Annotated in this window: 25 protein-coding genes; 13 read left to right on the top strand and 12 right to left on the bottom strand. The window is 67.2% G+C overall.

Annotated elements, in window-relative coordinates; translation table 11 throughout:
* Positions 1 to 12 precede the first annotated feature (12 nt).
* The gene (rfbB, locus tag ON21_RS00810; RefSeq protein ID WP_039794326.1) at positions 13 to 1,029 is read right to left on the bottom strand and encodes a dTDP-glucose 4,6-dehydratase; all 1,017 of its coding nucleotides are present in this window, start codon (positions 1,027 to 1,029) and stop codon (positions 13 to 15) included.
* A 306-nt stretch (positions 1,030 to 1,335) separates the two neighbouring features.
* Between rfbB and ON21_RS00805 the strand changes: the two genes are divergently transcribed.
* On the top strand, positions 1,336 to 2,043 hold the full coding sequence (locus ON21_RS00805; RefSeq protein WP_039794325.1) for a DUF8020 domain-containing protein: 708 nt from the start codon (positions 1,336 to 1,338) through the stop codon (positions 2,041 to 2,043).
* 272 nt (positions 2,044 to 2,315) lie between these two features.
* Here the strand turns inward: ON21_RS00805 and ON21_RS00800 are convergent, their stop codons facing one another.
* Positions 2,316 to 3,305, bottom strand: coding sequence for an alpha/beta hydrolase (locus tag ON21_RS00800; RefSeq protein WP_051020123.1), 990 nt, complete (start codon positions 3,303 to 3,305; stop codon positions 2,316 to 2,318).
* Between the two features lie 225 nt (positions 3,306 to 3,530).
* Here ON21_RS00800 and rfbA point away from each other — a divergent pair, with 225 nt between their 5' ends.
* Together rfbA and ON21_RS00790 are read left to right on the top strand one after the other, a co-directional pair.
* Positions 3,531 to 4,403, top strand: coding sequence for a glucose-1-phosphate thymidylyltransferase RfbA (gene rfbA, locus ON21_RS00795; RefSeq protein ID WP_039794324.1), 873 nt, complete (start codon positions 3,531 to 3,533; stop codon positions 4,401 to 4,403).
* 2 nt (positions 4,404 to 4,405) lie between these two features.
* Positions 4,406 to 4,954, top strand: coding sequence for a dTDP-4-dehydrorhamnose 3,5-epimerase family protein (locus ON21_RS00790; protein WP_039794323.1), 549 nt, complete (start codon positions 4,406 to 4,408; stop codon positions 4,952 to 4,954).
* Positions 4,955 to 5,015: 61 nt separating this feature from the next.
* Here ON21_RS00790 and ON21_RS00785 read toward each other — a convergent pair whose 3' ends face one another.
* Positions 5,016 to 6,482: an MFS transporter gene (locus tag ON21_RS00785; protein WP_039794322.1), complete on the bottom strand. Its 1,467-nt coding sequence runs from the start codon at positions 6,480 to 6,482 to the stop codon at positions 5,016 to 5,018.
* An 85-nt stretch (positions 6,483 to 6,567) separates the two neighbouring features.
* On the opposite strand from ON21_RS00785, the gene ON21_RS00780 reads away from it, so the two are divergent.
* A complete protein-coding gene (locus ON21_RS00780) occupies positions 6,568 to 6,996 on the top strand; it encodes a MarR family winged helix-turn-helix transcriptional regulator (protein ID WP_039794321.1) in 429 nt (142 codons plus the stop codon).
* A gap of 23 nt (positions 6,997 to 7,019) precedes the next feature.
* Here ON21_RS00780 and ON21_RS00775 read toward each other — a convergent pair whose 3' ends face one another.
* Both ON21_RS00775 and ON21_RS00770 read right to left on the bottom strand, forming a co-directional pair.
* Positions 7,020 to 7,862 (bottom strand): helix-turn-helix domain-containing protein, encoded by an 843-nt coding sequence (locus tag ON21_RS00775; RefSeq protein ID WP_245562391.1) that lies wholly within the window; start codon positions 7,860 to 7,862, stop codon positions 7,020 to 7,022.
* Between the two features lie 237 nt (positions 7,863 to 8,099).
* A complete protein-coding gene (locus ON21_RS00770; RefSeq protein WP_039794320.1) occupies positions 8,100 to 8,663 on the bottom strand; it encodes a DUF4282 domain-containing protein in 564 nt (187 codons plus the stop codon).
* 438 nt (positions 8,664 to 9,101) lie between these two features.
* Here ON21_RS00770 and ON21_RS00765 point away from each other — a divergent pair, with 438 nt between their 5' ends.
* From ON21_RS00765 to ON21_RS00755, 3 genes are all read left to right on the top strand, one after another.
* Positions 9,102 to 9,620 carry a hypothetical protein gene (locus tag ON21_RS00765; protein ID WP_245562389.1) on the top strand — a complete coding sequence of 173 codons (519 nt, stop codon included), beginning with the start codon at positions 9,102 to 9,104 and terminating at the stop codon, positions 9,618 to 9,620.
* A gap of 189 nt (positions 9,621 to 9,809) precedes the next feature.
* On the top strand, positions 9,810 to 11,996 hold the full coding sequence (locus tag ON21_RS00760; RefSeq protein ID WP_039794319.1) for a molybdopterin-dependent oxidoreductase: 2,187 nt from the start codon (positions 9,810 to 9,812) through the stop codon (positions 11,994 to 11,996).
* A 232-nt stretch (positions 11,997 to 12,228) separates the two neighbouring features.
* Positions 12,229 to 12,861: a pyridoxamine 5'-phosphate oxidase family protein gene (locus ON21_RS00755; protein WP_039794318.1), complete on the top strand. Its 633-nt coding sequence runs from the start codon at positions 12,229 to 12,231 to the stop codon at positions 12,859 to 12,861.
* 52 nt (positions 12,862 to 12,913) lie between these two features.
* Here the strand turns inward: ON21_RS00755 and ON21_RS00750 are convergent, their stop codons facing one another.
* Complete coding sequence (locus ON21_RS00750; protein WP_039794369.1) at positions 12,914 to 13,354, bottom strand: MarR family winged helix-turn-helix transcriptional regulator; 441 nt, start codon at positions 13,352 to 13,354, stop codon at positions 12,914 to 12,916.
* An 87-nt stretch (positions 13,355 to 13,441) separates the two neighbouring features.
* Between ON21_RS00750 and ON21_RS00745 the strand changes: the two genes are divergently transcribed.
* Both ON21_RS00745 and ON21_RS00740 read left to right on the top strand, forming a co-directional pair.
* Positions 13,442 to 13,852, top strand: coding sequence for a nuclear transport factor 2 family protein (locus ON21_RS00745; RefSeq protein WP_039794317.1), 411 nt, complete (start codon positions 13,442 to 13,444; stop codon positions 13,850 to 13,852).
* 137 nt (positions 13,853 to 13,989) lie between these two features.
* The gene (locus ON21_RS00740; RefSeq protein ID WP_039794316.1) at positions 13,990 to 14,205 is read left to right on the top strand and encodes a hypothetical protein; all 216 of its coding nucleotides are present in this window, start codon (positions 13,990 to 13,992) and stop codon (positions 14,203 to 14,205) included.
* Positions 14,206 to 14,322: 117 nt separating this feature from the next.
* Here the strand turns inward: ON21_RS00740 and ON21_RS00735 are convergent, their stop codons facing one another.
* From ON21_RS00735 to ON21_RS00715, 5 genes are all read right to left on the bottom strand, one after another.
* Complete coding sequence (locus ON21_RS00735; RefSeq protein ID WP_039794315.1) at positions 14,323 to 14,916, bottom strand: hypothetical protein; 594 nt, start codon at positions 14,914 to 14,916, stop codon at positions 14,323 to 14,325.
* 29 nt (positions 14,917 to 14,945) lie between these two features.
* Positions 14,946 to 15,638, bottom strand: a complete 693-nt coding sequence (locus tag ON21_RS00730) for a hypothetical protein (RefSeq protein ID WP_157170677.1) — start codon at positions 15,636 to 15,638, stop codon at positions 14,946 to 14,948.
* The gene (locus ON21_RS00725) at positions 15,601 to 16,866 is read right to left on the bottom strand and encodes a hypothetical protein (protein WP_051020121.1); all 1,266 of its coding nucleotides are present in this window, start codon (positions 16,864 to 16,866) and stop codon (positions 15,601 to 15,603) included. Before ON21_RS00725 ends, ON21_RS00730 begins: the two co-directional genes overlap by 38 nt.
* A complete protein-coding gene (locus ON21_RS35560; RefSeq protein ID WP_157170676.1) occupies positions 16,863 to 17,207 on the bottom strand; it encodes a hypothetical protein in 345 nt (114 codons plus the stop codon). Before ON21_RS35560 ends, ON21_RS00725 begins: the two co-directional genes overlap by 4 nt.
* Before the next feature lie 216 nt (positions 17,208 to 17,423).
* Complete coding sequence (locus tag ON21_RS00715; RefSeq protein ID WP_051020119.1) at positions 17,424 to 18,359, bottom strand: helix-turn-helix domain-containing protein; 936 nt, start codon at positions 18,357 to 18,359, stop codon at positions 17,424 to 17,426.
* A gap of 302 nt (positions 18,360 to 18,661) precedes the next feature.
* Between ON21_RS00715 and ON21_RS00710 the strand changes: the two genes are divergently transcribed.
* Positions 18,662 to 19,489, top strand: a complete 828-nt coding sequence (locus tag ON21_RS00710; RefSeq protein WP_039794363.1) for an alpha/beta fold hydrolase — start codon at positions 18,662 to 18,664, stop codon at positions 19,487 to 19,489.
* Between the two features lie 11 nt (positions 19,490 to 19,500).
* On the opposite strand, the gene ON21_RS00705 is transcribed toward ON21_RS00710, so the two are convergent.
* A complete protein-coding gene (locus tag ON21_RS00705) occupies positions 19,501 to 19,956 on the bottom strand; it encodes a GtrA family protein (protein ID WP_245562388.1) in 456 nt (151 codons plus the stop codon).
* A 118-nt stretch (positions 19,957 to 20,074) separates the two neighbouring features.
* Between ON21_RS00705 and dprE1 the strand changes: the two genes are divergently transcribed.
* From dprE1 to ON21_RS00690, 3 genes are all read left to right on the top strand, one after another.
* Complete coding sequence (gene dprE1, locus ON21_RS00700) at positions 20,075 to 21,562, top strand: decaprenylphosphoryl-beta-D-ribose oxidase (RefSeq protein ID WP_039794314.1); 1,488 nt, start codon at positions 20,075 to 20,077, stop codon at positions 21,560 to 21,562.
* Positions 21,559 to 22,320, top strand: coding sequence for a decaprenylphospho-beta-D-erythro-pentofuranosid-2-ulose 2-reductase (gene dprE2 / locus ON21_RS00695; protein WP_039794313.1), 762 nt, complete (start codon positions 21,559 to 21,561; stop codon positions 22,318 to 22,320). Before dprE1 ends, dprE2 begins: the two co-directional genes overlap by 4 nt.
* A 212-nt stretch (positions 22,321 to 22,532) precedes the next feature.
* A complete protein-coding gene (locus ON21_RS00690) occupies positions 22,533 to 24,485 on the top strand; it encodes a galactan 5-O-arabinofuranosyltransferase (RefSeq protein ID WP_039794361.1) in 1,953 nt (650 codons plus the stop codon).
* Positions 24,486 to 24,526: the final 41 nt, after the last annotated feature.

The following is a 24,526-nucleotide window of genomic DNA, read 5'->3' as shown; positions in this document are numbered from 1 at the left end:
GGGGCGCCTTTCTCAGTCTCCCGCCGCACTGAGCGTGCGCTCGCCCGCGGCGAGATAGGCGCGCTCGGTCGCGGCTTTGCCCGGACGCCACCAGGTTTCGTTGTCCCGGTACCACTGGATCGTCGCCGCCAGTCCGGCGCGGAAGTCCGCGTAACGGGGGCGCCAACCGAGTTCGGAACGCAGCAACGTCGCATCGATCGCGTAGCGCTGGTCGTGGCCGGGCCGGTCGGTCACGTGGTCGAAATCGTCCGGGTCGCGGCCGAACTCCGCGAGGATCAGCCGCACCACGGACTTGTTGTCGAGTTGGCCGTCGGCTCCGATGAGGTAGGTCTGCCCGATCCGGCCCCGTCGCAGGATCTCCCAGACGGCGCGATTGTGGTCGTCGACGTGAATCCAGTCGCGTACCTGATGTCCCGCCCCGTAGAGCCGGGGACGGACCCCATCGATCAGATTCGTGATCTGGCGCGGGATGAATTTCTCCACATGCTGGTAGGGGCCGTAGTTGTTACTGCAGTTGGAGATGGTGGCGCGTACGCCGAAGGAGCGGGTCCACGCGCGCACCAGCAGATCGCTCGAGGCCTTGGTGGCCGAGTACGGGCTGGACGGGTTGTACGGGGTGGTCTCGGTGAAGGCCGGGTCGTCCGAGGCCAGGTCGCCGTAGACCTCGTCGGTCGACACGTGGTGGTAGCGCACGTCGTGCCTGCGCACGGCCTGCAGGAGGGAATAGGTGCCGACGATATTGGTCTGCACGAACGGCCACGGCTCGGCGAGGGAGTTGTCGTTGTGCGACTCCGCGGCGAAGTGCACCACCGCGTCCACGCTGCTGACCAGTTCGTCGACCAGGTCGAGATCGGCGATGTCGCCGTGCACGAACTCGATGCGGTCGGCCACCGGGTCGAGCGAGGCCCGGTTCCCGGCATAGGTCAGGGCGTCGAGGACGGTGACGGTCGTATCCGGGTGGTCGGACACGGTCTGCTGGACGAAGTTCGCGCCGATGAAACCGGCGCCACCGGTGACGAGCAATCGCACCCCATGACTGTACGTGGGGGCGCGCCGCCTCGGCGACGGACTCGAAACGCGGTGCGGCCTAACCGAACTCCATGGTTTCGATCTGTGACATTCGTCTCATTGACTTCCCAGCGTTTGGAACTCTCAGATTGATTCGGTACGGAAAAGGCCGGTCAGCGCCCCTATTTCCGCGACCCCACCAAGCCGTGAGTCACGATGGTGAACAAAATTTGAATAAACAGTCACAAAGGGTTCACCACGCGTTAGCTGGTCTAGATTTTGCTCGTCTAGTCCCCTCCGAACGCTTCAATCGAGGTTCCAAACAAAATGCTGATGAGGAAATTCGCCGCGACGTCGGCACTGCTGATCGCCGCTCTCGGCGTCACCGCCGGCACCGTCAACGCGGCTCCGGCCTCCGAGGCCGACGGCGCGGTGAACTTCACCGCCCACGCGACCGACACCCAGTCCATCATCACGACCGATGCCGGTTCCATGGTCGTCGAGGACGGCACGTTCAAGGTCAAGGCCGCCAACGGTGACGTGCTCACCGGCATGCCGCTGACCTTCCGGGTGGACGACTTCGAGTTCCCGATCGCTGCCGAGATCGCGGACCGCACCGCCACCCTGACCCCGCAGTTCGACATGGCGCACGCGACCTACAAGCCGGTCGCCCTGCCGTTCGAGGACAAGGCGCCCTGGAAGACCGAGTACGACCGTGAGCAGGCCGCCTTCAACCGCATGAAGGACACCATCTCGACCGGCGCCACCATCGGCACCCTGGTCGGCGGCATCGGCGGCGGCGCCGTCGGCTGCGTCCTCGGCGGCATCGCCGGCGCGACCGTCGCCTCGGCGGCCATCGTCGGCCTGTTCGGCGCCTTCATCCCGGCCGCGGCCATCGGCTGCCTCGGCGGCATCATCGCCGTCGGCGCGCTGGGCACCCTGGCGGGCCAGCTGCTGATCACCGCCCCGGTCGCCATCGGTGCTGCGATCCAGTACTTCACCACCATCAACCAGCCGTTCAACGCCCCGAAGTAATCCGCGGCCGAACGGACAACTGAAAAACGAATCGAAGCCCTGCTCCGCGCTCTCCGCGCGGGCGGGGCTTCATTCGTTCGAACTACCGGCGACAAAGTGAACCAGCGCTGAACAAAATATGAAGAACGATGATTACGGCGTCGTGACCTGGACTATCAAGGATGAATAACTTCGACTCGGAAATAGTTTGATCGGCGCGCCCACTCCGCACAGACGCGAGCCCCGTCCCGTCCGATGCGGGGCGGGGCTCGCCTGGGCAGGGCCCGACCGGGTTACGCCGTCCGAGCCCGCTGGTCCCCTTCGATCCTGGCCCGCACGAACCGCGCGACCCGGGCCAGCGCCGCCCTGCTCTCCGGCAGGTTCGGCGCGATGCTCATGAAGGCGTGGACTTGGCCGCGCCACAGTTCGAGAGCGTTCGGCACGCCCGCCGCGGTGAGCCGCTGCGCCATCAATTCGGCGTCGAAGCGCAGCACCTCGTCCTCGGCGGCGACCAGCAGCACGGGCGGAAGCGCGGACAGCACCGCGTTGACCGGCGACAGGCTCGGATCCAGGACCCCGTCGATCTCCGCGCCGATGCGGACCACCGCTTCCAGCGCCGACAGCGGGATGTACGGATCCCGCGCGACGTTCACGTAATCCCGCTTCGCGCCATAGTCCAGGTCAAGCAGCGGACTCAAGCCGACCAACCCGGCCGGCGAAGGCAGCCCCGACTCCAAGGCCAGCAGGGCGGTCGCGAAGGTGAGGTATCCGCCCGCCGAATCACCCGCGAAGATGATGCGCCCCGGATCCGCGCCGTGGCGCAGCAGCCAGCGGTAGGCCGCCAGGCAGTCCAGCACCGAGTCGCTGATCCGGGTGCGGGGCAGCTGGCGGTACTCGACGTTGATCACGGGCAGACCGGTGCGGCGGGCCAGGCTCGCCGCGATCGGACGGTGGCTGCGGGTACTGCAGATCGCGAAGCCGCCGCCGTGCATGTACAGCACCGCGCCGTGGCGCAACGCACGCGACGCACCGGCCGGGCGGATGATCTCCAGGCGGATGCCGTGCAGTGACACCTGCTCCCGATCGATCCCCTGCGGCCGCGGACGCAACCGCGCCAGCCCGTCGACAGTGACGGCGCCGACCGGAATAGTCGCCTTGGTCACGGGAAAGGTTCGCAGCATCGGCCGGACCACACCCATGCAGGTGGCCAGCAGTAAGCGCGATTGCGCGCTGGGACCCCTCGGATTCATCACCACACCGGGCTCGCCGTCTCTGGTCGACATCGCGCACCTACCTCACAACTGGCGCGCCGAATCACGACCGGACCGTGCCCAGGCGAGCTGTCGGCGCTGACATCTCACACAGTGTCTTTTCAGAACACCATGCGCATCGTGACCTACGCAACAGAATCGCTCCAACACCGCCGCGGCGAAACGTCCGTAACCGAATCGAGGACTACTCGGAACCTCACCGAATCCCGCAGCCGCGAAACTGGCAGACTCCAAGGCATGCGCGGAATCATTCTGGCGGGCGGCACCGGCTCCCGGTTGCACCCGATCACGCGCGGGGTGAGCAAGCAGCTGGTCCCGGTCTACGACAAACCCATGGTCTACTACCCCCTTTCCACGCTGATGCTCGCGGGGATCAGGGACATCCTGGTGATCACGACGCCCGAGGACGCAACGGCGTTCCGGCGGCTGCTCGGTGACGGCACGCAGTTCGGGCTGTCGCTGAGTTACGTGGTCCAGCCCGAGCCCGACGGCCTGGCCAGGGCCTTCGTCCTCGGCGCCGATCACATCGGCGGCGATTGCGCCGCACTGGTGCTCGGCGACAACATCTTTCACGGTCCCGGCCTCGGCACCAGTCTCAATCGCTTCCACGGCATCGACGGCGGCGCGGTGTTCGCCTACTGGGTCTCCGACCCGACCGCCTACGGCGTGGTGGAGTTCACCGAAGGACGCGCGGTGTCCATCGAGGAGAAGCCGAAGACGCCGCGATCGAACTACGCCATTCCGGGGCTGTACTTCTATGACAACGACGTGGTGGAAATCGCCAGGTCGCTGCGTCCGTCCGCCCGCGGGGAGTACGAGATCACCGACATCAATCGCGCCTATCTGGAACAGGATCGTCTGAGCGTGGACGTGCTCGCCCGCGGTACCGCCTGGCTGGACACCGGTACCTTCGATTCCCTGCTCGACGCCGCCAATTACGTCCGCACCATCGAGGAGCGGCAGGGCCTCAAGATCGGCGTGCCGGAGGAGGTGGCCTGGCGGATGGGCTTCATCGACGACGAGCAGCTGTGCGCGCTCGCCGAACCGCTGGTCCGCTCCGGTTACGGCCGCTACCTGCTGGATCTGCTCGAACGCGGACGGGACTGGTGAGCATGGAGTTCCGGGAACTCGCGGTGCCGGGCGCATGGGTGATCACGCCGCGCCAGCACGGTGACGATCGCGGCATGTTCCTCGAGGGGTTCAAGGCCTCGGAGTTCGAGAAGGCGACCGGGCGGGCGTTCGACCTGCGGCAGGTCAACTGCTCGGTGTCGGCGGCCGGGGTATTGCGCGGCATCCACTACACCGACGACCCGCCCGGACAGGCCAAGTACGTGACCTGCGTGCGCGGCGCGTTCCTCGACGTGGTCGTCGACCTGCGCCCCGGCTCGCCGACCTACGGCCGCTGGGACAGCGTGCTGCTCGACGACGTCGACCGGCGCTCGGTGTTCCTGTCCGAAGGGCTCGGCCACGCGATCCTCTCGCTCGAGGACGGTTCGACGGTCACCTACCTGTGCTCCCTGGAGTACCAGCCGGAGTTCGACCATGACATCGACGCGTTCGACCCGACCCTCGGCATCGAGTGGCCGCGGGTGGGGCGCAACGGCCGGGAACTGACGTTCATCCGCTCCGCGAAAGACAGCGTGGCTCCGCCTTTCTCGTGATCCGAACGGCGTCGAGCGCCGCCACCCCGGTGCGGGATGACGGCGCTCGGCCGATACCTCGTCAGCCCACGAGTTGCAATTCCTTCTGCTCGTCCGCCGCCCGCTCCCGGCCGCGGAATCGCGGCACGAAGGCCAGCAGGGCGACGAGCGCGCCGACGATGGACACGCCCGCGGCGAACTCCAGACCGGGACGGTAGGTGTCGAGCATCCCGGCGGCCGAGATGTCGGCGTGCGCGCCGGAGGAGATGATCGCCGTGGTCCCCGCGAGCACGATGGCCGCGCCGACCTGCATGGACGTTTGCAGCACTCCGGCGGCGAGGCCCTGCTCCTCGTCATCGATGCCGTTGGTGGCCTGGATGTTGATGGCCGGGAAGCCGACCCATCCGATGCCGATGAGCAGCACCGCGGGCAGCAGCATCGTCAGGTAGGAGGGCGCGGTGTCCAGCCGCAGGAACAGCAGGTAGCCGACGGCCATCACGGTCATGGTCACCCCGATCACCGGGCCGGTGCCGAAGCGATCGACGAGCTTGTCGGAGAAGAAGGCCGACAGCACCACCAGCAGACCGACCGGCAGCAGCGCCATGGCCAGCTTCAACGGAGACCACTCGAGAGTGTCCTGCATGTACAGGGTCACGATGAACTGCCAGCTGAAGTAGGACCCCGCCACCGCGACGATCGCGAGACTGGCACGGACCAGCGAGGACTTGCGCAGGATTCCCAGGCGAACCAGCGGGTAGCGCACCCGCTTCTCCACCGCGACGAACCCGGCGAACAGAGCGGCGACCGCGACGAACGAACCGATGGTGCGCACCGAAGCCCAGCCCGCTTCCGGCGCAGCGACCACGGTATAGACCAGCAGCAGCATGGCGGCGGTGGACAGCAGCGCCCCCAGTAGGTCGTGTCCGCCTTCCTCGGCGGCCTTGTCCTTGGGCACCAGCACATAGGCAGCGACCAGCGCGGCGAGCGCGATCGGCACCGGCAGCAAGAACGTCCAGCGCCAGCCGACACCGGTCATCAGGCCGCCGAACAGCAGGCCCATGGAGTAGCCGCCCGCGCCGAACACCGTGTAGATGGACAGCGCCTTGTTGCGGGCGGGGCCCTCGGCGAAGTTCGTGGTGATGATGGACAGGCCGGTCGGCGCGGTGAACGCGGCGGCGAGGCCCTTGACGAAGCGGGTGAGGATCAGCAGCGGACCGGAGCTGACCAGACCGCCGGCCAGCGAGGCGACCGCGAAGACCGCGAGCGCGATCAGGAAGACCTTGCGCCGCCCGAGCAGGTCGGCGGTGCGGCCGCCGAGCAGCAGCAGACCGCCGTAGCCGAGGACGTAACCGCTGACCAGCCATTGCAGGGTCGAGGTGGACAGATCGAGTTCCGTGCCGATGGACGGCAGTGCGACACCGATCATCGAGACGTCGAGCCCGTCGAGGAACAACACGATGCACAGCGTGATCAGCATGCCCCAGAGCCGGGCTGACCATCTGGCCGGATCGCTCGCCTGAGCGGCCGAGAGCGTTGCTGGTGAAGTCATGCGGGGAACATTACATGCGTGTGCATTAAATGCCAACACATTAAATGCAATTGCATAGACTGTCCGAGCCCACTAAGATGGGGCCATGTCGAAGCCGACCATCCTGGGCACAGCCCGGCGCGCTCCCGCGCAGGCCGGGCTCGTTGGAGAGTGGCGCGAGCTGCTCGACCGGCATGCGGCGGTGAGTTGCGCGCTCGAGAAAGCGCTCCAGAACGGCCATCAGATCGGGCTCAGCGAGTTCGAGACGCTGGACCGGCTGGTCGATGCCAACTGCGGCGACTACCGGATGAGCGACCTCGCCAACGACATCTATCTCAGCCAGAGCGCGCTGTCGCGGGCCGTGGCGCGGCTGGAACGCGACGGCCTCGTCCAGCGCACCATGTGTGAGCAAGACCGTCGCGCCGTGTTCGTCTGCCTCACCGACAAGGGCCGCGAGGTCTACGAGCAGGCCCTGCCCACCCACCGGGCGGTATTGAGCGACACCTGGGCACTGCCGGGGCCGCCGAAGTGCTGATCAGCGCGGGCTGAGGCCCTTGCTCAGAGCGCTTTCCGCGCGTCTTCGATGCGTGCGCGCGCGTCGATCGCCGCCGCCTCGATGCTCGCGAATGCCGCTCGGAACCGCGCTATCTCGTATTCCTTGTCCACGTAGACGGGCCCGGTGAACGTCTCCAGGTAGACCACCGGCGGTTCCGGCCGCTCGCCGGAACCCACCTCGGCGAACTCCAACAGCACGAAACGGCCCGACGCCATGCCGTCGTGATAGGCGCAATCCCCGGGCACCACCCGGAGCCGGACGTTCGGCAACCGCGCCATATCGAGCAGATGGTCGAGTTGCTCGGCGGTCACCGTCGGGTCACCGATGCGCCGCCGCAGTACCGACTCATCGATCAGCGCGTCCAGCCACAGCGGCGCGTCGGTGCGGGTGACCAGCGCCTGCCTGGCCTGGCGTAAACGCACCCTGCGGTCGAGCTCGTCCGCGGACAATTCGGGATGCGCCGCCGCGCACACCGCGCGGGTGTAGCCCTCGGTTTGCAGCAAGCCAGGGACGAGTTCGTTCTCGTAAGTGAGCAGCCGGGTGCACGCCTCTTCCAGCCCGATGTATACCTCGAACCCCTCCGGAATCACATCGCCGTAGGCGGTCCACCAGCCCTTGGCTTTCGTATCGCGCGCCAACGCACGCAGCGGTTCGAGCAGGTCGGGCGGCGCACCGTAGACCTTGCACATCGCCTCGACATCCAGGCCGCGCAACGAGGTCTGGCCGGTCTCAATCCGCCAGATCTTCGCCTCCGACCACTCCAGCTGCTGCGCGGCCACCCGCGTGGTCATCCCGGCCCGGTTGCGCAGATCGCGCAACTGCCTGCCGAGCTGCCGTCGCGGCATGGTCGATCCGGTCGTTCCCTGTGGTAAAGCCATGCTTCCCCCCTGTTCGCCGTACGCCGCCCGCACCCGTGAACCCATGCACGGTCGGCGGCGCGGCCCGCCCTCGGACACCCGAGGTGGATTCCGGGTATCCGAACAGCATTGTTCACAGTGAAACTCACAGCGGTCACTGCGCGTGTCTCAGCTACGCCGATGACTCCCGTGCGTCAACCACTTCCGCCTGCCGCGATCGGGTCTCTACCTGCGTGGGTTTCGCTTGCGGAAGCGCCAGAACTGCACCGCCCGAACGTCTTCGGACAGCTGGTTGACCGGCTCGGCCACGTCCGACAACGCCTGGAACAGGTCGTCGGCCAGTTCGCTGATGTGCTCCACCCTGGTCGCCAGACGGGAGGCGTTGACCAGGAACTCGAGCATCAGGCGGACGGCGGCGGCGATGGTCAGGCCGAGCGGCACGCCCAGCACCGCGGCGAGCAAGCCGAGCACCGCCGACACCCGCCATGCCGAGACCGTCAGCGTGATGGGCACGGCGAAGGCGAACACCAGACCCAAGATGTAGGCCAGCGGCAAGAGAGTTCGGGTGGCCGGGCGGTGGAACTGCACGTCGAGCAGAGCGCGCGCGGCCGCGGCACTCCACTGTGCGAACGCCCGCGGGCTGCGGAACGGCTCGACGGGTTGTTCTTCGTCGGAGACGGTCGCGGAGAACCGCTTGGCCGCCGACTCTTTCCACGCGATCCAGCGCGACTCGGCCTCGTAGTCGTCGGCGTCCACGGGCGCGCCTGCTCCGTTGGATTCGTCACTCATGTCGTCTCCTCCTCCGAGCCGAGGGTCGTGTTGCGTGTCCCTGTGTCACACAAGCCGGGCCCGATGCGCATGCCGAATCCCGCTGCGGCAGCCCTGCGCCCTGAGCGGTTACGCAAGCTGCCACCTCCAGGCCTGACGCTCATGCCGAGAATCCTCCCCCGCCGGGGGCACGGGGATCCAGCCGGAAATCACCCGCTGCCGGTATGTTTTCGCACCCGCAACACCCCTTACGCCCATCCACAGCGACCGCACAGCTCCGGCGCAGCGAGTGGCCAGGTCCACGGCCGAAAGTAGCTGCGTGGCAAGCGTGGCGAGCCACCTCGGGGTGCCCGGCGGCCCACGGACGAACCTCTCGGAAATGAGACCTAGGCGACACTCCGGAAATTCTTTCGGAGAACCCGTAACGCCCACGGCGCCCCCCGCCGATACGACCCATGAATGCAGGACCCAGAGATCTACCGGGGAATGGAGAAGACAGTGCGCACCACGTTTCCGACTTCCGTCACGGCGGCCGAGCTGACCGCCGCTGCGCAGGACTACAACCAGCGCGGATGGACGGTCGCCGAAACGGCCAACGGTCTGAGCCTGATCACCGACGACGACCTGTCCGGCATCGAGGTCACCGGCGAACTCGCCGGCGAGGTCCGCCGCTTCCTGCGGGCGAACAACCTGTCCGGTCCGGTGATCGAGGTTCCCGGCGCGGAGCGTCGCGAGATTCACCTGGTCACCGGCGTCCGCAAGGCCGCGATGGCGCTCGAGGCGCTGCGCGAGGCCGGCGCCATCGTGTACACCGACGGCGCGGGCATCCCGCTGCCGCCCACCCACCTCTCGGCCGGTTCCGCCTGCTGGGGCGTCGCGCCCGCCGAGGCCCGCTGGGTGCCGCCGGTCGTCGCGATCGCCGCGGCCGTACGCGCCGCCACCTCGTCGCGCCGCGCCAACCTGACCATCGCTTGCTGAACGACGCACCCCTGATCGAGTTCACCTGCTGATCGCGGGCCGGGGCCGCGCTACCCGGCCTGTTTGCGACCGGTATCCGTCCCGGCGCTCCGGATCCCCACCCCGGAGCGCTGCCGGGTACCGGTCGTTTGGCGTTGCCGATATCAAGCGGTCTCTTTTCAGTTCCACCGCGGGACGCCAAGATGGGGTATGGCCCCGATCACGCAATCGCGCAATCTGCTGCGGACCTGCCCGCTCTGTGAGGCGGTCTGCGGCCTGGAAATCACCCTGGACCCGGACGACCACGTGACCTCGGTCCGCGGCGACCGCAGCGACCCCTTCAGCAAGGGCTTCATCTGCCCCAAGGGAGCCAGCTTCGGCCACCTCGACGAGGATCAGGACCGGGTGACCGAACCGCTGATCCGTGATCGCGCGACCGGCACTTGGCACACCGCGACCTGGGACGAAGCCTTCGATTACATCGCCGAGCGGTTTCCCGCCGTCGTGGCCGAGCACGGAAGCCAGTCGGCCGCGGCCTACTTGGGCAATCCCAACGCGCACACCGTGGCAGGCGCGCTGTACGTGCCCGCGCTGCTCCGCGCGCTGGGCACCAGGAACATCTACTCCGCCAGCACCGCCGACCAGATGCCCAAGCAGGTGGCCAGCGGGCTGATGTTCGGCGATCCGCTCACCGTGCCGGTGCCGGACCTCGACCGCACCGATTACCTGCTGATGCTGGGGGCCAATCCGCTGGAATCGAACGGCTCGCTGTGCACCGCACCGGATTTCCCGGGCAGGTTGAAGGCGCTGCGCGGCCGGGGCGGCCGCTTCGTGGTGGTCGATCCGCGGGTGACCCGCACCGCGAAACTCGCCGACGAGCACCTGTTCATCCGTCCGGGCAGCGATGCGTACCTGCTGTTCGGCATCGTGCACACGCTTTTCGCCGAACAGCTGACCGATCTGCGCGTCGAGGTCACCGGTCTGGACGAATTGCGCACCGCCGCCGGCGCGTTCGATCCGGATACCGTCGCGACGCGCACCGGCGTGCCCGCGTCTACCATCGTGCGGCTCGCCCGCGAACTCGCGGCGGCGCCGACCGCGGCGGTGTACGCCCGGATCGGCACGTGCACCGCCGAGTTCGGCACGATCACGCAGTGGCTCGTCGACGCGATCAACGCGCTGACCGGCAACCTCGACTCCCCCGGCGGAGCGATGTTCGCCACCGCCGCGGCCGGCGGCATCTCCCGCACCAAGCCGTTTCGCCCCGGACGCTGGACCAGCCGGGTCCGCGGGCTGCCCGAGGCGATGGGCGAGCTGCCCGTCGCGACGCTCGCCGACGAGATCACCACGCCGGGCGAAGGCCAGATCCGCGCCCTGGTGACGGTCGCGGGCAATCCGGTGCTGTCCGCGCCGAGCGGCGCACGGCTGGACGAGGCGTTCGCCCAGCTCGACTTCATGGTGAGCGTGGACCGGTATGTGAACGAGACCACCAGGCACGCCGATGTGATCCTGCCTCCGCCGCGTCCCACCCAGTCCCCGCACTACGACTTCGCGCTGCTGCAATTCGCCGTGCGCAACTACACGCGCTACTCGCGCCCGCTGGTGCCGCTGGGTGACCGGCCTTCCGAGCCCGCCGTCCTGGCTCGTCTCGCCGCCGCGCTGACCGGCAGGCCGCACGACGGCTCCGACGGGGTCGACCCGCTCACCGCCGTGGACGAACTCGTCATCGCGGGCATGCTGCACAAGGCCGGGATCCCCGAGCGGCGCGGTGACCTGATCGGCGAGAACAGCACCGAGCAGCGCATCGATCTGATGCTGCGCCTCGGGCCGTACGGCGAGTGGAACGGCGGCACACTCAATCTGCAAGTGCTCTTGGACAACCCGCACGGCATCGACCTCGGTCCGTTGCGGCCGCGGCTGCCTGGCGCGCTGCGCACGGCGAGCGGACGGGTGGACCTGGCCCCGCAGCCGCTGCTGGACGACGTGGCGCGGATGCGAGCGCGCCTGTCCGACGCCGCGCCGGAGATCGTGCTGATCGGGCGGCGACAGCTGCGATCCAACAACAGCTGGATGCACAACATCGCGACGCTGGTGAGCGGATCGAATCGCTGCACGCTGCATATCAATCCGGCCGATGTGGCCCGGCTCGGGCTCGGCGATCACGCGGTGGTGAAATCGGCCGCCGGAACACTGACGGTGCCACTGGAGCCGACCGAAGCCATCATGCCCGGCGTGGTGAGCCTGCCGCACGGGTGGGGTCACGGCGACAGCGCGCAGACCGTGGCCCGTACGCACGCGGGCGTCAACGCCAATGTGCTGACCGATGATTCGGTGGTCGACGCACCCTCCGGCAACGCCGTGTTCAACGGTGTTCCGGTGACGCTTGCTCCGGCCTGATCCACGCCGACCGATCCCGCAAATCTCGACCGGCCGGAGATAATTCCGGCCGGTCGGCTTTTAGCTAATCATCGGAAATACTTGCGCCGCGTCGAAATCCGAGGCATTCTCGACGCGGATTTCGACGTTTTGCCGAGCGGTTATCATCTAAAATCGACCGCGATCTCGATACGACCGTGGTTCAACGTCGAGCCTGGTAGAACCCGCATTCCGGCGACCGGAGGGGGCTGCGATGCCCGGTGGACACAGTGGCAGCGACGGGGAATATGAGCTGCAAGAACGGTACGGAACACAAGATCGAGCGCAGCGCTTCTACGACGACCAGGTGCTCGACCGGCTCAATCCGGCGATGATCGATTTCATCGGCCGGATGGATATGGCGTTCATCGCCACATCCGACAAACACGGCGAATGCGACTCCAGTTTCCGAGCCGGACCGCCCGGTTTCCTCCATGTGATAGACGACCGCACCATCGCCTATCCGGAATACCGTGGCAACGGCGTCATGGCCAGCCTCGGCAATATCCTGGAAAACCCGCACGTCGGGATCTTGCTCATCGATTTCGTGCGTGACCTCATCGGACTGCACATCAACGGCACGGCCCGCATCGTCTCCGACCCGGCACTCCGCACCACCGTGCCCGACCTGCCCGTCAACCACAAGGGCCGCGCCGCCGAACGCTGGGTAGTGGTGGACGTGGAGGAGGCATACATCCACTGCCGCAAGCACATCCCGCATCTGATCCCCGCCGTGCGGGAACAACGCGACTGGGGTACCGACAATGTTCGCGCCAAAGGCGGCGACTACTTCGGAGCCAAAGCGGAGAAGGACCAGCTGGCCGACACCGTCATCAGCGGTTCCTGAGGGAGCACGTCGCCGGACGGTCCGCCTACCGACCCACACGGACCGGTAGCTTTCATCCCCGCTGATGGTGCGCCAGCAGGCGAGTGAGCAGCCGGGTCAGATCCTCTCTGTCCCCGGCCGAAAGCGGTCGGAGCAGGTCGTCCTGCACCTTGTCGAGCGCTCGGTCCATGCGGCGCAGCTGCCGATCGCCCGCCTCGGTGAGGGTCACGATATTGCGCCTTCGGTCCTCCGGGTCCGGCTTCCGCTCGACGAAACCCTGCCCGGCCAGTTCGTTGATCGCCGCCACCACGTCGCTGCGGTCCATACTGCACCGGCGCCCGAGGTCGGCCTGGCTGCCCGCCCCGAACTCGTCCAGCGCGGCGAGGATGCGGTAGTGGTAGCCACGCGCACCCACCTCGCCGAAGCCGTCGGACGCCAACCGGTGGGCGTGCACGGCCAACTGGGTGAGCAGCCAACTCGGCTTCGCGGTCAGTCGTGCGGGTGCCTTATCCACGACAGCCACCATACATCGTTGGCAGAGCCAACCATTTGGTATATGGTTGGCGTTACCAATATTGGCCCAGCCAACGAAAGAGTTGCCATGCCCACGGTTACGCCGGTCACCGACCGTATCGAGATCGCCGACCTGTTCACCCGCTTCGCCCGCCTGCTCGACGAGGGGCGATACGACGATGCCGACACCATCTACACCGACGATGTGGAGGTCAACTCGCCGCGAATCCAAGTCCGCGGCATCGACAAGGTCGTCGACTACATGCGGCAGGCCGAGGTCGAGGGGGAACACACCCAGCACACGACCACCGACCTGCTGGTGACCCTCGACGGCGACCAGGCCACGGCCTCGGCGAACTCACTCGTCCACTACTACCGCGACGGTCAACCACCCCACCTGACAAGCGGCCTGCGACTGGCCTGCACGACCGTACGCACACCGGCCGGCTGGCGGCTTCGTGAAATACGGATCACGCTCGCATGGACCCGCAAGGATTGATCCGCGCGGTGCCGAACCGCACCCGTGCCGAAGTATCTGGTGCGCAACATAATTCGTAACGTCGGAGCAATTGCCACCGATCAGTCGGTTGTGCGGCGCTACGAGCCGCCATCCACAGCCACAGAAGAGGACACCTGATGAAGAAGCTTGTCGTCGTCACCGCCGTGATCGCAGGACTCGTCGCTCCGGTTGGCTCGGCCGCCGCGGAACCTCTCGCCGCACCTGTCTCCACACCCGTCGCCACGACGTCGGTCGTGACTCCGGTCGGTTCCTGGTCAGAGGATCTGTTCTGCGCCGTCATCAAATTCCTGAAGGGTGGCTGGGCAGGCCGTCCCACCGACTGCTCCTTCTGACAAGCCGGAAGCGACGCCGCCACGGCCGAACCGCGAGTGGCACACCACCGAGAGCTTCTCTCGAAAATGCCGCAGCCATGTGCCACTCGTGGTGGCTGTCGACGGCGATGACCAGGGTCAGTTGGCTGCGTGGCGCCCGCCGGTGGCGGAATCGCCTTGCCGTTCCTGGAAGGTGAACCGTGGGGGTTTGTACACGCGAGACACGTAGGCGTAGCGCATATCCCGGCCGCCGGGACGGGATACAACGCCGTATTTCGATGGCGTCCCGGCGAACCACACCTCTCGGGTGTTGTGGTTGACCAGCTTTCCGCGATCCCACGCCCAGGTGCTCAGGATCAGGCTCGAGACGATCTCTCCGTTCGGGCCGAGCAGGTCGATCCACTCGTACTTCCCCGCAGCGATGTAACGGATGGGCCAGACCGTCCACGGGTTCCTCGAGAGGGCCTTGCGCCTGCGGCGGTTGATCCAGACGAACACGCCACCGAACATCGTGCCGAAGACGAAAAAGAGAGCCACCGGCTGAATCGCGACTCTACCGAGCTTCGCCAATCCGTGCACGCCCGGATGATCGAACTCGTTCATCATCACGACGGCCAATGGCCCGCAGGCCAAAGCGGTCAGCAGAAGCGGCCAGCGCAGCAGCCAGTTACGGCGCAGCGCAGTTCGGGTCGGCGCCCACTTCGCCGCCGGTACCGGCGGCGGGGACGCCATTGAGCTCGATTCAGCACTTCGGTCGGTACTCACAGGTCGAGGCTCCCCGCCCCGGATGCCGACGCTTCGAATTCGAGGGAAGCAGCCATCATGAAGAGCATCGGGGCGAATTCGGGGCCCGACTCCAAGGATGTTGTCGCGACTTCGATCACTGCCACGGTCGTGCCATCGGATGAGGGAATCAGTGCTTCCATCTGGAACGCCAGGGCATCGTCGCCTACATCGGGAGCAGCGGGCAGATCGGGTGCTGGATAGCGGCGGACACCTTCGGTGAAGAGCACGGGGCGGCTTTCGATCTCTACCGGCTCGACACGCCAGGGCACCTCATCGCGCAGTTTGGCCTGAGCCAAATCGAGGATCACCAATCGCGGATTCCGCGGTTCCCCAGCGTCCTTGCAGGAAATCGTCAGCCACGAGGTGACCGGTTGGCCGGCGTCACCGCGATGCATACCGATTCCGCAGTAGACCGCTCTTCGTACCGCGAGTGCGCCGAGCAGGAACTCGAGGGTGCCGAGAGTCGCCGGTACGCTCTCGCGCAGCGACCCGGTCGTGGAACGCAGCAGGACCGGCTCCGCGGCGCGAACAGCCGTCGCGATACCGGTCAGCGGAAGTTCGTGATAACCCGGCGGTATCTCGACCGAAATGGCAGGCCCCGGTATGCGCTGTCGCTTCTCCATGCTGTCGTCAACCCCCGAAAATGTGATCCAGCGCCGTACCGGCAAGCGTGCTGACAGCGCCTTCTCCGCGTTTGAGCACAGTCAGCGCCACCGCCGGATCCGCCACACTGTGCGCCCCTTCGACTCCAGTGAGTTGCAACAGTCGGTTCACACCGTTGGTGGCTCCGGTGCCGGACAGGATGTTCGTCACGTTACCGACGTTGTGGTCGGTCATGAACTTGTTGACGAGCCCCGGGTTGTGGGCGGCTTCGGACCAGGTGCGGGCCATGCTCTCGAATCGGCCGATATCGCCGACCGCGTCTCCGAGCACCGCGACCTTACCGACCTTCCCGAGCGCTCCTACGCCAGGAATCAGGCCCATCGCATCGCCGGAGATCGTCAAACCCGCGCTGAGACGCTCGCTGAGACTTCCGTGCAACAGATCGTCGCGCATCTCCGCGTCGGTGACGTCGAGCGCCAACGCACCCGCACCCGCGGCAAGGGCGACCCCCAGGGCAATCGCATCAACCGGCGGCGGAGTGACCACCGCGAGCAAACCGGCGATCGCCGCCGTGCACGACAGGAATTCGTGCAGTCCCTCCCGGTGTTCATCGATCCAGTCACCGACCGCTTCTATCGCGTCGGTGATCCGATCCCAGATGCTCTTGTCCGGCGGGCTGGGAGCGAAGTCCTTCGCCGCGGCGTCCAGTGCCGCAGCGATCCGGCCCGCGAGGGCACTGTGCGTAGTTTCCAGATCCCGTGCTCGGCGAATGATCGCCTCGATCTTGACTTGCCAGTCATCGACTGCGGTCACGGCCGCGTTTACCTGCGCAGTGGCGCTGTTCAGCCTGGTTTGCGCGGCACGCAGTTCATCGGGATCGGTGAATCGCACGTTCGCCAGGCCGAGGTCAGGATTGGACCGAGCTTGTTGTAGTGCGCTCAGCGCCTGGGTGTGTTGAGCGCGCGCGTCGGCCGCTTCCTGTTCCAGTCCCTTCGCGGTGTCGTGGTAGCTGACCAGGTTGATGTGCCACTCGTTCAGCAGATCGACGGCTTGCTCCAACGATTGCTGGGCGTATCCCAGATCGCTGGACAGCGTGGCGTCGAAGTTCGTCCGAAAGGCGGTGCCCGCATCGCCTTTCCACACGTCGTCACTGTCGACCAGGCGATTGAGCAGGCTCCTGGTTTCCGTCACACCTTGTCGAGCCGAATCGATCTGCCCGCGCAGGCTCGCGACCTCATCCGGCGTACCGGGAACCGGATTGAACCCGAGGTTCGGGAAGGGGTTGACGTTCATCGGGCGTCACTCTGCTGGTCGCCGGCGGGCGCTTGCCCGTCGACCGGAATCTCCGGTTGCCCGAGTGCCTTCGCGAACGAAGTGTCGAGGGAAAGGTAAGCATCATGGCATTTCGACACGCCCTCGGCAGTCGTGGTCGCGGCCTCACGGATTCGCTCGATTCCGAAGCGCCACCGCCGCTGGAAGCTATCGGCCGCATCGTTGAGCGCCGTTGTACCGATGTCGCCGTGCCCGCCCTTGGCGAGCGCTTTCATCGCATCGTCCAAAACTTGTTCGGCGTCGCGAAGTGACTGCACCGTTTTGGCCAGAACGTCGATATCGACCTGTAAGTATCCTGCCACTACGCCCCCTGCTCCGCTGAAGTATCTTGTCGCCCTTCGGGTTCAGATCGGCGGCGCCTGTTCGTTTCCCCCGGGGCGACGAACACCGTATCCGATGCCGTCCGCTCGCAGAAAGGAGGCAACGGAACCGTCCTGGCAAGACGATGACCGCGTAACGCGGTGAAGGACATCCGGCGTGATCCGTCGTGTGGGATGTGCAGGGACTGGACAGCCCGATCAGCGTGGCCGCATATCCTGCGGGGTCATCCCGAACCGCGCCTTGAAGGCGGAGCCGAAAGCGCTGAGGGAGCGGAAGCCGCTGGCGTAGGCGATTTCTGCCACGGTGCGGTCGGGCGGGGCTTCGCGGAGGCGGCGGTGTGCGCGGTCGAGGCGCGCGCCGCGGATCAGCTCGCTCGGTGTGGTGCCGGTGTGGTGCAGGGCCAGTTGGACCTGGCGCAGTGACCAGCCGAGGCTGCGCGCGATCTCGGTCGGGGTCAGGTTCGGATCGTCGGCGTGCCTGCGGACGTGGTCGCGGACCGCGGTGTCCACCGTGGCCAGCACTGTGGGCGTCGGGTCGCGGCGGCGCATACAAAGGCGGAGCAGATCGACGATCGTGTCACAGGCGGAGGCGAACTCGGGTCCGTCGACGGCCTCCCTTTGCCTGCCGAGTTCGGTGATCATGCTCGTCACAACGGATCCCAGACCCTCGCGCAAGTCGAACATCGCGGGTCCGGCACCGACCTCGAGCGGCAGCGCGCCCGCGGGAATGTTCATCACCCACCCTCGCGCGGCCAGCGGTTGGCCGAAATCCACGGGACGCGTCTTCGTGACCATCGCGCCGTGGCCCGCAAGCACCTGGGCGGTGGTGTCGTCCTGTCGAACGTGCAACGCGCCGGACATCGGGATCATCACCCGCAGGCTCTCGTCGCCGTCGTGCCGGATATCCGCGCGCGTCCTGGAATAGACGACGCTGTCCGACCAGAAGTCGATCAACTGATAGCCCGCGTATCGCTGCACGGCCGTAGTTCCCCGGAACGACGAGCGGCTGGCGAAACGGCACTCCAACGTGCCCTGGTTACGACTGACGTGCTCAGCCCAGAAGTCGGCCGAATCGCGCGGCGCGACCGCGCCGGTATCGACCCGTTCCACCAGGTACGGCTCGGCGACCGACACGAGCAACCTCCGACTGACGTGCGCGTTTCCGTCAGGCCCGTGCGCGCATCAGGTCGAGCGCGCAGAGGTCTGCGTCTTAACGTGAGCCCGATCGTACAGATCACGGCCAGGGCGCGTGCGCCGCTCAGCCGTCGTGGCCGGGCTCGGCGGGAGCGGCGATGCCCGGCACAACGCCGACAACGCGACTGAGGCACCGACACGGTGCGCGCGAGGGGCGCCGACCACTTCGGGGCCGAAGCGGAGAAGAGCGAGCCGGTCGACACAGTGACCAGCGGCTCCTGAACGAAGGAATGGGCACTGTCATGGAAAGCACGCGTGCTCACGTACAAACGCGGCTCGGGCTGCTGCACGTCGTCACGACCGGCAGTGGCGATCCGATGGTGATGTGGCCGAGCCTGCTGATGGACGCGGGCCTGTGGGACGCCCAGGTCGCCCACTTCGGAGGGGATTTTCTGACCATCGCGGTGGATCCGCCCGGTCATGGAAGGTCCAGTCGTCTCGAACGGCGTTTCACGTTCGAGGAGTGCGCGGGCTGCGTCGTCGACGTCCTCGATCACCTCGGGCTACCGCGGACTCATTTCCTGGGGAACTCCTGGGGCGCCATGATCGGCGGCACCCTCGCCGCCGCGTTCCCCGATCGGGTGAAGTCCGCCGTTCTGATGAACGGCACGGCATCGTCGGCGCCGATAGCTCAGAGGTTGCAGTACCGGACGCTGCTGCTGGCGATCCGCGTGCTCGGCGGGATCCGGCCGCCACTGACCAGATCGGTGGTTCGGGCATTTCTCGGTCCGACAACCGAAAGCGCTCGGCCGCAGGTCGTCCGGCAGGTCCTCGACGTCGCCCGGCGCAATGATCCGGCATCGATCATCCACGCCGTGCGATCCGTGGTGATCGATCGCCCGGACCAACGAGACCTCTTCGCCTCGATCACCTGCCCCACGCTGATCGTCGGAGGCCGCGAGGACCGCACCTTCCCCGTACCCGAACTCGCGGCCATGGCCGACGCCATCCCGGACTCGGAACTCGTGGTCATCGACGGGGCCGCGCATCTCGCGGCCGCGGAGATCCCCGACGAAGTCAACCGCTTGGTCGAGAACTTCCTGGCAGGTCGCGGTGCAACCAGCGATTAGCCAACGTCCGCTCAGCGGAGCTTGAAGATCACCAAGCGTTGGACGATGAAGTTGATGACGGTCGCGGTGCCCTGGGCGACGACGAAGGCCAGCGGCTGGCGCCACCACTCGCCGGGGAGGGCGAAGTAGAGCACGTTGTTGATGCCGACCTGCACCGCGAAGGTGAGGGCGTAGAGCGCGACGACCGCGAGGAAGCGGGCGCGGCTGGGCGGGGCCTGGAAGGTCCAGCGGCGGTTGATCAGGTAAGCCGTCGTGGTACCCGCCACGAAGCTGATCGACTTGGCGACGCCGACCGGGAGGCCGACCAAGTTGAGCAGCAGACTGTAGAGCCCGTAGTCCACGACGGCCGAGAACCCGCCGGTGAGGGTGAACCGGATGATCTGCGTCTTGAGGTCGACCTCGGTGCCGCCCGGCTCGTCGACCAGGGGCAACTCGGCCGGAAGCGGCAGGTGGGGTTCGGCTTGCACGCCGATGAGCGTAGCGTCGAACGGGCGATGACCGGGATCGGGTGCTGAACCGACGTGTACGTCACTACCCATGGGTAGAGCGACCCCGCTCCGATCTGGCGTCATACCTGTAGCCTCTATGCCGATGTCCACGAAAGCTCCGACCGCCACCAAGACAACCGGGAACGACAAAGGCGCCGGCGTCACGAACGACGGCCCGGCCGCGGGCACCGCGTTCACTCTTCCGACGCGCACCCGCACGTTGACCGGGTGGGGTCGCACCGCACCCACCTCTTCCGAAGTGCTCTCGACCAGCGATCCCGAACTGATCGCCAAGGCAGTCGCCATGGTCGCCGAGGACAACGACGGCAAGCCCGCCCACCTGCGGCGCGGCGTGATCGCTCGCGGCCTCGGCCGCTCCTACGGCGACCACGCGCAGAACGCGGGCGGCCTGGTCGTCGATATGACCGCGCTGAACAACATCCACCGGATCGACCGCGACACCCGCATCGTGGACGTGGACGGCGGCGTCAGCCTGGATCAGCTCATGAAGGCCGCGCTGCCGTTCGGCCTCTGGGTCCCGGTGCTGCCCGGCACCCGCCAGGTGACCATCGGGGGCGCGATCGCCTCCGACATCCACGGCAAGAACCATCACAGCGAGGGCAGCTTCGGCAACCACGTGCGCTCGATCGATCTGCTCACCGCCGACGGGCAGGTGCAGCACATCACGCCGAAGCGCAACGCCAAGCTGTTCTGGGCGACCGTCGGGGGCAACGGGCTCACCGGCATCATCCTGCGCGCCACCATCGAGATGGCGCCGACGGAGACGGCCTACTTCCTCAACGACGGCGTGAAGACCACGACCCTCGATGAGACCATCGCCGCGCACAGCGACGGCAGCGAGTCGAACTACACGTACTCGAGCGCCTGGTTCGACGTCATCAGCCCGCTGCCCAAGCTGGGCCGGGCCACTATCACCCGGGGCAGGCTGGCGAAGCTCGACGAGCTGCCCAAGCGGCTGCGCAGCAAGCCGCTGAAGTTCGACGCGCCGCAGTTGATGACCGTCCCGGACATCTTCCCGAACTGGACGATGAACAAGTTGACGCTGATGTCCATCGGCGAGGCCTACTACCGGATGGGCGGCAACTACACCGGCAAGGTGCAGAACCTGACGCAGTTCTATCACCCGCTGGACATGATCGCGGAGTGGAACCGCGGCTACGGCTCCAACGGCTTCCTCCAGTACCAGTTCGTGGTGCCGACCGAGGCGGTCGAGGAGTTCAAGCGGATCATCATCGACATCCAGGCGTCGGGGCACTACTCGGCGCTGAACGTGTTCAAACTGTTCGGCCCGGGCAACCAGGCCCCGCTGAGCTTCCCGATGCCGGGCTGGAACATCTGCGTCGACTTCCCGATCAAGCCGGGCCTCAACGAGCTGGTCGGCGAACTGGACCGGCGCGTGCTCGAGTTCGGCGGGCGGCTGTACACGGCGAAGGATTCGCGGACCACCGCCGAGACCTTCCATCAGATGTATCCCCGGATCGACGAGTGGATCAAGGTCCGCCGTAGCGTCGACCCCACAGGCGTTTTCATGTCCGATATGGCGAGAAGGCTGGAGCTGCAGTGATCAATGCCGTTGGCAACCCGCAGTCGATTCTGCTGCTGGGTGGCACCTCGGAGATCGGCTTGGCAATCTGCGCGGAGTACCTGAAGAAGGGGCCCGCGCGCATCACCCTCGCGGCGCTGCCCGGTGATCCGCTGCGTGAAGGCGCGGTCGCCCAGATGAAGGCCGCGGGCGCGAGCCAGGTCGACGTCATCGACTTCGACGCGCTCGACACCGACGGTCACGCCAAGGTGATCGACGCCGCGTGGGACGCGGGCGACGTGGACGTCGCGATCGTCGCGTTCGCTCTCGACGGCGATCCCGAGGAGCTGTGGCAGAACCAGGCCAAGGCGGTGCGGGTCGCCCAGATCAACTACACCGCCGCGGTCTCCGTCGGCGTGCTGGTGGGCGAGAAGATGAAGGCGCAGGGCTTCGGGCGGATCATCGCCATGTCCTCCGTGGCCGGTGAGCGGGTGCGCCGCTCGAACTTCGTCTACGGGTCGACCAAGGCCGGCCTGGACGGTTTCTACCTCGGACTCGGCGAAGCGCTGCGGCCGCACGGCCCGCGCGTGCTGGTGATCCGGCCCGGCATGGTGCGGACCCAGTTCTCCGCACACGTGAAAGAGGCTCCGCTCACCGTCGACAAGGAAGACGTCGCGGCGCTGGCGGTCGCGGCCTCGCAGCGCGGGAAGGAACTGGTCTGGGCGCCGGGCACCTTCCGCTACGTGATGATGGTGCTGCGGCACATCCCGCGCTCGATCTTCCGCAGACTGCCGATCTGATCGGCGATCGAGTTCGGACATCGTGCCCGCGTGATCAGTGATCGCGCGGGCACCTATCGTCTGACGGAGTGACCCTGTGAACCCGGAGGCGCCATGCGAGTAATCCAGTGCGACGAGCGCGGAGCGGTCCGTTGAGCACGGTGACCGCTGCGGACGAAGCGCCGCCGCGTCCTGTCGATCCGGTTCCGGCGCCTGGTCGCGGGTCGCTCGTGCTGCGACAGATCGCCTCGGGTGCCGGCGAGGCCGTGCTCGCCGCGGTCGTCGCCGCCGCGGTGGCCGTTGTCGGACTCGTCGCGTTCTCGCTGGTGCAGTGGCCCGCGTTCAACTCCTCCAACGTCACGCGGGCGCTGACCACGGTCGGACAGGTCGGCGCGGCGGTCATGCTCGCGGTCGCGATCGCGCTGCTGCGGCTGCGCAAGTGGCCCTGGATCGCGAAAGCGCTTTCCTGGGTCGGTCTTTCGACCTTCGTCACGTTCACCCTCGGCATGCCGCTGGCGGCGACGAAGCTGTATCTGTTCGGCGTCTCGGTGGATCAGGAGTTCCGCACCGAGTTCCTCACCCGGCTCACCGATTCCGCCGCGCTGCGCGACATGACGTACGCGGATCTGCCGTCGTTCTACCCTGCGGGCTGGTTCTGGATCGGCGGGCGGGTGGCGAATCTGCTCGGGATGGACGGCTGGGAAGTGTTCAAGCCGTACGCGATCACGTTCCTCGCCGTGGCCGCGGTGGTCGCGCTGGTGTTGTGGTCGAAGCTCATCCGCGCGGATTGGGCGGTGGGCGTCGCGGCGGCGAGCACGGCGGTCACCCTGGCCTACGCCGCGCCCGAGGCCTACAGCGCCGTCATCGTGCTGCTGCTGCCGCCGGCGCTCGTGCTCGCCTGGGGGGCGCTGTACCGGCCGCTCGAGGACGTTCGATCGGCGGAGCGGCCGCGCACGGCCGGTGGTTGGGGCGCGGTCGTCGGCACCGGGCTGTTCCTCGGCTGGGCGGCCACGTTCTACACCCTCTACTTCCTCGTGGCGGCCTTCGCGGTGGCCCTGATGGGTCTGGTGGCGGCCTTCCTCGCGGTGCGTGCGCGCCGCGCCGCCGACCGTCCGCGTCGTACTCGCACGGCGCCGGGCTCGGCCCGTCCCGCTTGGCGCGCGGCGATGCCGCCGCTGGTGCGGCTCGTGGTGATCGCGGTGATCGCCGGGCTGGTCGCGCTCGTCGTGTGGGCGCCGTACCTGGCGAAGGCACTGCGCGGCACGACCGCGAGCTCCGGAACCGCCCTGCACTACCTGCCGGAGGCGGGAGCGGAACTGCCGCTGCCGATGTTCCAGTTCTCCCTGCTCGGGGCACTGTGCCTGCTCGGAACCATCTGGCTGGTGCTGCGCGGCGCGTCGTCGCGAAGGGCGCAGGCGCTCGGCATCGGGGTGGCGGCGATCTACCTGTGGACGCTGCTGTCCATGGCCGCGACCGCCGCGGGCACCACACTGCTGTCGTTCCGGTTGGAGCCGGTGCTGCTGGTGCTGCTGTCGGTCGCGGGCGCGTTCGGGTTCGTGGAGGGTGCGCGGGCGATCTACCAGGCGCTGAACGAACCCGCTCGGTTCCGGCTCGTGGCGATCGTCGTGGCGACGGTCGGCGCGTTGGCGTTCGTCCAAGACATCCCGCACGTGCTGACGCCCGAGATCACCACCGCGTATACGGACACCGACGGCGACGGCGATCGCGCCGACCAACGGGCTCCCTCGGCCGTGTCGCAGTACGGCAAGGTGGATCAGGCGCTCACCGCGCAGACCGGGCGGCCGCGCTCCGACACGGTCGTGCTCACCGCCGACACCAGCTTCCTCTCCTTCTATCCCTACCTCGGCTTCCAAGCGCTCACCTCGCATTACGCCAACCCCCTCGCCGACTTCGCGGGCCGGGCGGCGACCATCGAGAGCTGGAGCAAGCTGAAGACGCCGCAGGACTTGCTCGACGCGCTGGCGGCGAGCCCATGGCGCGCGCCGGACGCGTTCCTGTTCCGGCGCAGCGGCGACAGCTACACGTTGCGGCTGGCCAAGGACGTCTACCCGAACGACCCGAACGTGGCGCGCTACTCGGTGAGCTTCCCCAAGGAGCTGTTCGCCGACCCGCGTTTCACCACCACGGACATCGGACCGTTCACCCTCGTCACCGTCCACCGCTGATTCACCGGGTTGAACTCGCGCGGAGTGGATACCCCTCTCGT

The sequence above is a fragment of the Nocardia araoensis NBRC 100135 genome (assembly GCF_000308435.1).
Taxonomy (GTDB): Bacteria; Actinomycetota; Actinomycetes; order Mycobacteriales; family Mycobacteriaceae; genus Nocardia; species Nocardia araoensis.
Note: the sequence above shows the minus strand (reverse complement) of the source record. Positions and strands in the feature narration are given on the sequence as shown.